General features: G+C 75.6%; 7 protein-coding genes and 1 pseudogene. 3 read left to right on the forward strand and 5 right to left on the reverse strand.

Annotated elements, in window-relative coordinates:
* Window positions 1-1,903, forward strand: a 1,903-nt coding sequence (locus DVA66_RS11500) for a hypothetical protein (protein ID WP_114560216.1), incomplete at its 5' end; no start/stop codon positions are given.
* Between the two features lie 41 nt (window positions 1,904-1,944).
* Here DVA66_RS11500 and DVA66_RS11505 read toward each other — a convergent pair.
* Window positions 1,945-3,645 (reverse strand): hypothetical protein, encoded by a 1,701-nt coding sequence (locus DVA66_RS11505; RefSeq protein WP_114560217.1) that lies wholly within the window; start codon window positions 3,643-3,645, stop codon window positions 1,945-1,947.
* On the reverse strand, window positions 3,630-4,409 hold the full coding sequence (locus DVA66_RS11510; RefSeq protein ID WP_114560218.1) for an ABC transporter ATP-binding protein: 780 nt from the start codon (window positions 4,407-4,409) through the stop codon (window positions 3,630-3,632). Before DVA66_RS11510 ends, DVA66_RS11505 begins: the two co-directional genes overlap by 16 nt.
* Before the next feature lie 98 nt (window positions 4,410-4,507).
* Between DVA66_RS11510 and DVA66_RS11515 the strand changes: the two genes are divergently transcribed.
* A complete protein-coding gene (locus DVA66_RS11515; RefSeq protein WP_114560219.1) occupies window positions 4,508-5,749 on the forward strand; it encodes a sensor histidine kinase in 1,242 nt (413 codons plus the stop codon).
* On the forward strand, window positions 5,746-6,402 hold the full coding sequence (locus DVA66_RS11520) for a response regulator (protein ID WP_114560222.1): 657 nt from the start codon (window positions 5,746-5,748) through the stop codon (window positions 6,400-6,402). The genes DVA66_RS11515 and DVA66_RS11520 overlap by 4 nt, the downstream gene beginning before the upstream one ends.
* Window positions 6,403-6,412: 10 nt before the next feature.
* On the opposite strand, the gene DVA66_RS11525 is transcribed toward DVA66_RS11520, so the two are convergent.
* The 3 genes and pseudogenes from DVA66_RS11525 to DVA66_RS11535 all read right to left on the reverse strand — a co-directional run.
* On the reverse strand, window positions 6,413-7,201 hold the full coding sequence (locus DVA66_RS11525; protein ID WP_114127384.1) for a tyrosine-protein phosphatase: 789 nt from the start codon (window positions 7,199-7,201) through the stop codon (window positions 6,413-6,415).
* Window positions 7,202-7,293: 92 nt separating this feature from the next.
* On the reverse strand, window positions 7,294-8,538 hold the full coding sequence (locus DVA66_RS11530; protein ID WP_232821917.1) for an NAD(P)/FAD-dependent oxidoreductase: 1,245 nt from the start codon (window positions 8,536-8,538) through the stop codon (window positions 7,294-7,296).
* Between the two features lie 49 nt (window positions 8,539-8,587).
* A pseudogene (locus DVA66_RS11535) lies at window positions 8,588-10,674 on the reverse strand (hypothetical protein); the annotation flags it as partial.

Below are 10,674 nucleotides of genomic sequence, written 5' to 3' on the forward strand. Positions count from 1 at the left end.
CCTCGCCCTGAGCGGCGCCCCGGCCGCAGCGACCCCGGCCCCGCTGACCCCGCCCCGGGTGCCGCCCGGCTCCGGGCCGCTGCCACGGGTGGCCGCCCTCGCCGTCCCGCCGGACCGGAGGCTGTTCGCCCCGGCGGAGCAGCGCTACGCCTCCTACCTCGTCACCCTCGCCGCGATGGTGAACGACATCGACGACTCCGACACCGCGCTGCGCGGATTCCAGGCCGGCGGCTGGTGGCGCACCCCCAGCGAACCCTTCAACGCCCGCACCTGCGAGCACGTCGCGACCTTCGCCTGGTTCCTGACCGCCGAGCGGCCCTGGAACCCCTACCGTGGCGACCCGGCGCTCGCGGCCCGCCTCGACGCCGCCGTCGACTACTACCTGCGGCTCCAGCACGAGGACGGGTCCTGGCCCGAGTACGCCCCCGACGAGCACTCGCGGGCCGCCACCGCGTTCGCGCTCGGCTACCTCAGCAAGACGCTGGAGCGCCTGCGCGGGGCCGATCTCCTGCCGCAGCGGTGCGCCGCGATCAGCGCCGCCCTGCGGCGGGCGACGACGTGGTTCCTCGACCCCGACAACGACGGGGTCTGGACGGGCGGGATCGTCGAGTTCGCGAACCAGCCGGCGGCAGGGCTCGCCGGAGCCGCCAAGGCGCTCGCCCTGGACCCCGACCCCGTGCTCGACGCGCTGCTGCGGGATCGGGTGCGCCACTTCGCCGCCTCCGCGCAGAGCCCGGCCGGCTTCCTCTACGAGCCGCGCGGGATGGACATCGCCTACAACCTCAACGTCACGCTGACCGAGATCCACGAGCTGCACACCGAGCTCGGGGCGCCGGTGCTGCTGCCACTGGTGCGCCGGCTGGCGGAGTGGCTGAGGTACACCGTGGTGCCCGAGCCCGACGGAGCCGGACTGGTGTCCTTCGCCTCGGGCGCGGCCCGGACCCCGATGTACTACCTGGACGCCGTGACCGTCGACCGCCAGCAGCGCGACCTGGGCTCGGTGTTCTGCTCCGAGGTGCCGGACCTGGCGGTCTTCTACCCCGCACGGGAGGACCGCGAGGCCGGACGGGAGGCCTGGGCCGCGTCACCGGAGCCCGTGCCGGCCCTGGCGCCGGGGGACACCAACCCCCGGATCCCGGCCAACATCCCCTACGGCGAGGGCTACCCCAGGCGCCGGCGGCGCGACGTCGCGCTGCGCCGGCTGCCGGCCGTCCGGCACGAGCGGTTCAGCGAGCTGCGCGTCGATCCGCAGGACCAGCACTACCTGTTCGTGCGCCGGCCGGGCTACTACCTGCAGGCCTTCTTCGGGGTCCGGCCGAACGCGGTGGTCCGCGCCGGGCTCGGCCTGCTGTGGCACCCCCGCGCGGGCACGTTCGTCCACGGCGGGCAGAGCTCGAACACGGAGTGCTGGGCGACCGTGCTGCCCAACGGCGGCACCGACGGCGCCTCCGACCTCACCCCGCGGTACCACCAGGGGCCGGTGTCCGACGGTCGGGTCGTCGAGCCCGGTCGGGTGGGCCGGGTGCACGACGACCTCGGGATCTCGTGGACCACCACGGGCGGCAACGTCACCGGATCGGTCCTCCTGCAGGACACCGGACTCGTCCGAGAGGTCACGACCACGATGGACGGCACCGAGCAGGTCCCGCTCGTGCTGCGCCACGACGACGTGGTCACCTGGGTGGGTGGCCGCCAGGCCGCCGTCGGGGAGCCCACCTCCGCCCGCACCACGGGGGTGACGGTGTCACGCGGCGGCGTCACCCTGACGATCGACTGGGGCACCGAGGCCGACGCCCGGCTGACGCCGACGACGCGCACCTACTTCGCCGATGCCTCCCGCCGGCTGTCCGTGCTGCGGGTGCCACTGGGCCGGGCGGCGGAGGTGGGCTACACCTTCGGCTGATCCGGCGGTCGACCTGCGCCGCAACCCGCGAGGGGACCTGATCAGGGCCGGCCGGTAGGGGTCATCCGCCTCTCCGCCCGGGCCCGGCGCTCGGCCAGCTTGGCCTCCCGCGCCTTCTCCTCCGCCTGCTGGGAGGAGGTCTCGAACCAGCCGAGGGTGCCCCGGGCGCCGGTGTCGTCGTTGCGGCCGTAGCGGATCCGGGTGTAGACGGTCGGCAGCCGGGTGGCGAGGTAGCCGGTGGTCAGCCGTCCCAGCAGCCCGTAGCCGAGCGCGCCGTTGAGCACGCCGACCGCCACCGCCGCCCAGGGCCCCCAGCCGGGCAGGGCGACGAAGCCGACGACGAGTGCGACGGCCGTCGGCAGCACCAGCAGCAGGGTGCCCCACAGCGCCACCTGCGCCTGCAGACCCATGTCGCCGCCGGCGTCGTTGGGTCCGGTCCGCGCCCGCGGGTCGACCCCGGGCGAGACCCCGACGGCCGAGACCAGCACCGCGATCCCCGAGGCCACCCCGGCCAGTGCCGGCAGACCGGCGGCCACCACGGGCCAGGCCCACGCCGCGTCCGAGACCAGCACCAGCACCACCGAGACGACGGCGGCCGGCGGCAGCACCAGCAGCACCACGGCCAGCTGGCGTCCGCGGACGTCGGCGGTGACCGTGTCGGGCCGCTGGTTGACGATGCTCACCCACACCGCCGACCCGTCCTGGCCGTAGAGGTTGCAGGCGGCCAGGCAGATCATCAGGGCGATCACCAGCCCCGAGAGCGGGGCCACCACCGCGAAGTCGCCGGAGACGGCGCTGAACACCCCGAACACCACCCCGGTGTAGAACCCGCTGCGCAGCTCCAGCGCCCGCCACGGGTCGCGCCACCACTGGCGCAGCTCCTTGCCGAGCACCGCACCGAGCGCGGTGTCGGGCAGCAGCCGGCGGCCCCGCCGCGAGCCGAGCGGTCGACGGGTGCGTCGCCGGCTGCGTCCGTCCAGGTTCGGGCGCAGCAGCACCGCCGCCAGCGCGAGCAGCAGCGCGGCGAGCAGCACCAGTGCGAGCAGCCAGGCCAGCCCCGTCCCGGTGCGTCCGGTGCCGACCGCCTCCGCCGCCCGCACCGGCCAGGAGGTGGGCAGCACCGCGAGCACGGCGGTGACGTCATCGGGCAGGCCCTCGGCGAGCAGCAGCGGGACGGTCTGGAACGCCGCCGCGACCACCATCCAGCCGGCCAGCATCGCCCCGATCAGCAGCCCGAACTGCAGACCGGCGATCTCCACCCCGAGCCAGGTCCGCATCGCCGAGCCGAGCGCGGCGTAGACCAGCCGGGCCAGCGTGATGACGACCACCCAGGCGAGCAGCGCGCCCAGCACCGCGACCGCCATGGCGAGCGGGCCGAGCGCGACCGCCGGCACCACCGCGGCCAGCAGGGCCAGCAGCAGGTAGCCCGAGGCCACCGAGGGGAAGACGGCGGCGAGCAGCCCGAGCGCCAGCCGGGAGCGGTCCAGGGGCAGCAGCGTGAAGTACTCCGCGCGCAGCACGCCGGCTCCCGACATCAGCACCGGACCGAGCACCGCACCGACCCCCCACCCGACCGCGGTCAGCACCTGCACCTCCACCCGGACGGCACCGGCGGTGGCGAGCAGGACCCCGGCCCAGGTGCTGAGCACCAGCAGCGCGCCGAGCACCCAGCCGGTCTGCCGCAGACCCTTCGGGGAGTGCCGCAGCAGGGTCAGCTTCAGCGAGATCAGGACCCCAACCACGTCAGGTCCTCCTCCTCGAGCCGGCGCTCACCCACCAGCGAGACGAACCGGTCCTCCAGGGTGCCGGCGCCGCGCACCTCGGCCAGCGTGCCGGCGGCCAGCACCTGCCCGCGGGCGATGATCGCCACCCGGTCGCACAGCTGCTCCACCAGCGACATCACGTGGCTGGACATCACCACCGAGCCGCCGGCGGCGACGAACCGCCGCAGGATGCTGGTGAGCACCCGCGCCGAGACCGGGTCGACCGCCTCGTAGGGCTCGTCCAGCACCAGCACCCGCGGCGAGTGCAGCAGCGCGGTGGCCAGCCCGATCTTCTTCCGCATGCCGGTGGAGTACTCGAGCACCACCGTGCCCAGCCGTTCGGCCTCGTCCAGCTCGAGGATGCGCAGCAGCTCCGCCGCCCGGTCCTCGACCACGGCGCGCGGCATGCCGCGCAGGCGTCCCCAGTAGTCGAGCAGCTCCCCGCCGGTGAGCCGCTCGGGCAGCGCCAACCCGTCGGGCAGGACGCCGAGCGCGGTCTTGGCCCCGATCGGGTCGGCCCACACGTCGGTGCCGAGCACCATCGCCCGCCCCGCGGTCGGGCGCAGCAGCCCGACCGCCATCGACAGGCTGGTGGTCTTGCCCGCCCCGTTGGGCCCGACGAGGCCGAAGAAGCTGCCCCGTGGCACCACCAGGTCGATGTCGTCGACCGCCACCTTGTCCCCGAACTGCCGGCGCAGCCCGCGCAGCTCCAGCGCCGGGCTCGTCGTCTCCGTCTGCGTCACGGCGTCCAGGCTGCCGGGACGGACCGGCCGGCGGCACCCGCCGACCGGCCAGAACTCCTGGCCGGTCGGCCAGCACGCGGACGCGTACAGTCCGGCAGGTGAGCACCCCGGCCGTGGTGACCCCGGCAGCGGCGCAGGCGCGGGCCCGCCCGTCCCGGGTGGTCGACGTCGCGCTGCCGGTGACCGCGCTCCTCTACTGGGCCTACACGGTCGCGACCAGCGGGGCGCTGTTCGCGCTGCTGCCGACGTGGTGGGTCGGGCTCGACCTGGTGGTCGGCGTGCTGGCCGCGGTGGCGCTGGTGTGGCGGCACCGCCACCCGGTGGGGCTGGCGCTGGCCCTCGCGCCGGTGGGCGGGCTGTTCCTCACCGCGGGGCTGCCGGCCCTGGTGTCGGTGTTCGTGGTGGCCGTCCGGGCGCGGGTGTGGGTGGCTCTGCTGGCCACCGGGGTGCACCTGGCGATCGCGGTGCCGTACTACCTGGTGGTGCCGGTGGGCGGGATGACCCTGCCGGTGTGGACCGTGCTGATGTTCATGCTGTACGCCACCGCGCTCAGCCTGGGCCTGGCCGTCCGCTCCCGCCGCCAGGTGGTGGACGGGCTGCTGGCCAGCGCCGAGCGCGACCGGGCCGAGCACGAGGAGCAGCTGCGCCGGGCCCGCCGCGACGAGCGCACCCAGATCGCCCGCGAGATGCACGACGTGCTGGCCCACCGCATCTCGCTGCTGTCGGTGCACGCCGGCGCCCTGGAGTTCCGGGTGCGGCCCGGGACCGACGGTCGGCCGGGCGCCCCGCTGACCGAGGAGGAGCTCCGCTCGGCGGTGACGGTGATCCGCGAGTCCGCCCACCGCGCGCTGGAGGAGCTGCACGACGTGCTGACGGTGCTGCACGACGAGGACGGCCCGGGCCGCGGCCTGGAGGGGGCGGCGCTGGGCACCGCGCGGCCGGCGGTGGACCTGCCCTCGCTGCCGGCCCTGGTGGCGGAGGTGTCGGCGTCCGGGCAGCCGGTGGAGCTGCGCTCCGAGATCGACCTCGCGGGCCCGGTCGGGCTGCGGCTGCAGAGCCAGCGGACGGCCTACCGGGTGGTGCAGGAGGGGCTGACCAACGCCCGCAAGCACAGCCCGGGCGCGCCGGTGACGGTGGTGCTGCGCCGGGTGGACGGGCCGGCGCTGGAGGTGGAGGTGCGCAACACGCTGCCGCTGGGCACCACCGGCTCGCAGATCCCGGGCGCCGGCTCCGGTCTGGCCGGGCTGGCCGAACGGGTCGGGCTGGAGGGCGGCCGGCTCCAGCACGGGGTGGTCGACGGCGACTTCCGGCTGCGGGCGGTGCTGCCGTGGCGGGGATGAGCGCGGACGCGGTGGTGCGGGTGCTGCTGGTCGACGACGACCCGCTGGTGCGGGCGGGGCTGCGGATGATGCTGGCCGGGGATGCCCGGGTGGTGGTGGTCGGCGAGGCCGAGGACGGCGACGAGCTGGGGCGGGCGGTCGCCGAGCACCGGCCCGACGTGGCCCTGGTGGACGTCCGGATGCCGCGGCTGAACGGGGTGGCCGCGGTGGCGGAGCTGCGCCGGCGGCCCGGGCTGCGCGCGCCCGCGGTGATCATGCTGACCACCTTCGACGCCGACGAGACGGTGCTCTCGGCGCTGCGGGCCGGCGCCGACGGCTACCTGCTCAAGCACGCCCCGCCGGAGCAGATCGTCGACGCCGTGCACCGGGCGGCGGCCGGGGAGCCGGTGTTCAGCGCCAGCGTGCTGCGCACCCTGATCCGCCACAGCACCGCCGACCCCGACGCGCCCGACGAGCGCTGGGCGTCCCTGGGTGAGCGGGAGCGGCAGGTCGCCGAGGCGGTGGCGCGCGGGTTGTCCAACGCCGAGATCGCCGCCGAGCTGTACCTGTCGCTCGGCACGGTCAAGGCCGAGGTGTCGGCCCTGCTGGAGACGCTGGGGGTCGCCAACCGGATCCAGCTGGCGATCCTCGCCGCCCGTCAGCGGCGACCCTGAGCCGTCCGGTTCAGCCGAGCAGGTGGCGACGCATCGCGTCGGTGTCGCGCTCGGTCCAGCCGAGACGGCCCAGCATCGCGGCCACCCCGCCGTGGGACTCCTCGACGTAGCGCAGGAAGGCGTCCATGGTCTCGGCCTTGGTGGCCTGCGCGGCGTGCGAGCGTCCGCGCAGGTTGGCGGCGTAGACCGGGGACCCCATCAGCCGCTCCATGATCAGCGGGACCCGCTCGTCGCTGGCGGCGTAGTCGGCGACCACCGCGTCCCGCTCGGCCCCGACGAGGGAGAGCGCCAGGGCGACCGTGGTCCCGGTGCGGTCCTTCCCGGCGGCGCAGTGCACCAGAGCCGCACCGTCGGCGTGGGCGATCGCCCGCAGCGCGCCGACGACGGAGTCGGGTCGGTCGGACAGGTAGCCCCAGTAGGTGGAGGCGAAGTGGTCGTCGAGGTGCTCCTCGATCTGCTTCTCGACCCAGGGCAGCGCGTTCTCGGGCAGCTCGTCGCCGGTGGCCGGGGAGGTCGCCTCGCCGTGCTCCTCGACGAAGAAGCTGAAGTGGTGGTGGCGGATCTCCTCCAGCGCCCGCAGCGGGCCGTCGCCGGTGGCGTTCACCTCGTAGGCGCTGCGCAGGTCGATGACGTCGGTCAGCCCGCGGCGGCGCAGCTCCTCGATGTCGGCGGGGGTGAGGTCCTGCAGGTTGTCCGAGCGCAGCAGCCGCCCGGGCAGCACCTCTCCGCCTCCGGCGACCGGCGTCCCGCCGAGGTCGCGCGCGTTGACCAGTCCGTCCAGCTCGATCCAGTTCGGCACGCGGGAAGTCTAGGCCGGTCCCGGCGACACGACGGTGGACGGCGGGTGACCTCTCGGCTCCGGGTGGGCGAGCGCCACCGTCGCCGCGCCGCTCAGGCCGTCTGGGCCCGGACCAGCTCGGCCACCCGGGCGCCGCTGGCCAGTGCGCCCTGCTGGGAGCCGGTGTCGCGGTGGTCACCGCAGACGAACAGCCCCGGCGCCAGCTGCTGGGGCTGACGGACGTGCAGCGGTGGTGGCTGGGCCGGCAGACCGCGGTCGACGTCGTGGCGGACCAGCAGCTCCGCCCGGCCGGGGGCGAGCTGCAACAGCTCCTCGAGGTGGCGGCGGGCGGCCTCGTCGGTGACCCGCTGCCCGGGGCCGAGCAGCGCCGAGCCCTGCAGCAGCGCCCGACCCGGTGGGGCGTAGCTGGGAGCGGCCGCGCTGACGACGGCGGCGTTGACCAGCGGGCCGCGGCGCTCCCGGCCGTCCACCCGCAACGCGTCGGGCAGGGCCAGCCCGGCGACCTCCTCGGCCGCGACGGCGTACCACCAGGTGGTGACGCCCTTCATCGGTGCCGGCGGCAGGTCGGGGAGCAGGCCGCCGGCGTCGGCGGTGTCGGTGGCGACCACGACGGCGCGGGCCGTCCACGTGGCCGCCTCCGTGGTGACCCGCCAGCCGCTGCCGGCCCGGGTGATCGAGGTGACCGGTTCGGAGCAGCGGACCGGCCGGGGCAGCCGGTCGGCGAGCTGGCGGGGCAGCGCCTGCACGCCCTCCCGCGGCAGCGACGGGGTGCCGAGGGCGAAGGAGCGCAGCAGCAGCCGGACGAGGTGGGCCGAGCTCGACCCGTCGTCCTCGAGGAGGACCCCGGCCAGGAACCGCACGAGCAGCCGGTGGCGCACCGCGCCGGTGGCACCGAGCCGGTCGAGCGCCTCGCCCCAGGCCTGGTCCGGGCTGCGGAGCATCCGCTGCGGCGCGACGAGCACCGGAGCGACCCAGCGCCCGATCCGGGCCAGCTCGACCGGGTGGACGAACCCCGAGCGCAGGGTGTCGGGCACCAGCCGCGGGTGGCGGCGAGGGTCGGCCACGGTGACGTCGCCGTGCTCGGTGCGGGCGCGGACGCCGGCGACGAAGGGCTGCAGCCCGAGCGCTTCCAGGTCGACGTCGGCGCGCAGCCGCGGGTAGCAGGGGTTGACCAGCTGGAACCCGACGTCGCAGCGGAAGCCGTCGACCACCTCGGTGCGCACCCGCCCGCCGATCTCGCCGCGGGCCTCCAGCACCTCGGTGTGGCGGTCGGTCAGGCCGACGGCGGCGCGCAGCCCGGCCAGGCCGGCGCCGACGACCAGCACGTCGCAGTCCATGGCGGCCATGCTGCCACCCGGGGTCTGCGCCGCCCGCGGACCGGTCGGCTCAGGCCGTCCGCGGCCGCAGCAGGACGACCGGCTTGACCGTGCGCTGGCGCAGCACCGCGAGCACGCTGGCCGCGACCGCGATGAGCAGCCACACCACCACCGTCATCACGTTGCCGCCGAGCCCCGGCCCGTCGGTGAGCAGCGCCCGGACCGCGTCCAGGGCCGGACTCGTCGGCAGCAGCGGTCGGATGGTGTCGAACAGCGCCGGCACCGCCGAGGTGATCGAGCCCGCCGCGGCGAGCACAGCCACCGTCACCGAGATCACGCGGCCGACACCGCCGAGCCAGGCGACCAGGGCGTGGTTGAGGCCCACGAACGTCCACCCGATGAGCAGCAGCAGGAGCAGCAGCCCCACCACCCGGCCGGCGGAGAGGTCGAGCACGACCTGCCCGACGATGGTCAGCGCGACGGCCTGCACGGTGGCGACTGCCGCGCCCGGGGCGATCGCCAGCAGCGCCAGCTGCCAGGACGGGCGCGAGGACATCCAGGTGCGCGCCGAGACCGCCTGCACCACCAGGAAGGTGGCCAGCCCGCCGAGCCACAGCGCCAGCACCATGAGCAGGCTGGTGGAGGCCGCGATCGGCAGCAGGTCGACCGACTCGTCGCCGGTGGTGACCGGCTCGGCGACCACGCTGGCGAGGTTCTCCCGCTCGGAGTCGTCGTAGGTGGGGATCTGGGTGGCGCCCTCGGCCAGGCCGTCGGCGAGCTCGCGGGACCCGTCGGCCAGCTGGCCTGCGCCGTCGTCGAGCTGGCCGAGCCCCTCGGCGAGCTGGGTCGCCCCGGTCGCGGACTGGGCGACGCCGTCGGTGTACTGGACGATGCCGGCGACGTAGCCGCCGAGGCCGGTGCCGAGCTGCGTGACACCGTCGGTGTACTGCGTGACCCCCGACGCGAGCTGACCCGCACCGGCATCGAGCTGGGTGACACCGTCGGTGTACTGCGTGATCCCCGACGCGAGCTGACCCGCACCGGCATCGAGCTGGGTGACACCGTCGGTGTACTGGGTGATGCCTGAGGCCAGCTGACCCGCACCCGCGTCCAGCTGGGTCACCCCGTCGGTGTACTGCGTGATCCCCGACGCCAGCTCGCCGGCACCGGCGTCCAGCTGGGTCACCCCGTCGGTGTACTGGGTGATGCCCGTCGCCAGCTCACCCGCACCGGCGTCCAGCTCGGTGATGCCGGTGCCGAGCTGCTCGATGCCCGTGCTGAGGCCGGTGGCCCCGTCGGCCAGCTCCTCGGCGCCGGTCACCAGCTGCGCTCCGTTCTGGTCGAGCTCGGTCAGACCCTGGTCCAGCTGGTCGACGCCGTCGACGAGCTGCTGCAGCTGCTCACCCAGACCGCCGAGCGCCCCGAGCTGCGTGGCCAGCTCTCCGATGCCGCCTGCGAAGTCGTCGGCGCCGTCGGCCAGTGCGGCGACACCGCCCCGCAGGCTGCTCGGGTCATCCTCCTCGCCGAGCCCGGCGACGGCCTGGGTGGCCGTGGCCCGGGAACCCGCCTGCACGCCCTGCTGGAAGACCTCGCACGACTCGTCGTCGAGCTGGTCCGGGCACGCGACCGCGCCCTCGGGCAACCCGTCCTCGGCCAGGTCGGCGAACCCGGACTGGTACTGGCCCAGCCCCTCGTCCAGCCCGCCGATGCCCTCGGCGACCTCGGTGGCGCCTCCGGTGAGCTGCTCCAGCTCCTCCTCGCTCGGGCCGGACACGTCGGCCCCGCCGAGCCCCGCCTGGAGCTGGTCGTTGAGCTCGCCGACCCCGGCCGCGGCCTGACCCACCCCGTCGGTGTACTGCTCGACACCCTGGGCGTAGGCGGTGGCACCCTCGCCGAGCTGGGCGGCGCCCTCGGTCAGCGCGGGGACGCCCTCGGCCAGCTGCCCGGTGCCGTCGGCGAGCTGGGTCGCCCCGTCGCTCAGCGCCGGGCCGTTCTCGGCGAGCTGGGAGACGCCGTCGGCCAGCTGGGTGGCGCCGTCGGCCAGCGCCGGACCGTTCTCCGCCAGCTGGGACACGCCACCGGCGAGCTGGGTGGCGCCGTCGGCGAGCGCCGGACCGCCGCCGGCGAGCTGGGAGACCCCGCCGGCGAGCTGGGTCG

The organism is Desertihabitans aurantiacus (assembly GCF_003344635.1).
In the GTDB taxonomy this organism is placed as follows: Bacteria; Actinomycetota; Actinomycetes; order Propionibacteriales; family Propionibacteriaceae; genus Desertihabitans; species Desertihabitans aurantiacus.

Bases quoted from the DNA above. Each gene is read 5' to 3' on its own strand.
- DVA66_RS11530 (WP_232821917.1), bottom strand. From the start codon at position 8,538: ATGGACTGCGACGTGCTGGTCGTCGGCGCCGGCCTGGCCGGGCTGCGC.
- DVA66_RS11520 (WP_114560222.1), top strand. From the start codon at position 5,746: ATGAGCGCGGACGCGGTGGTGCGGGTGCTGCTGGTCGACGACGACCCG.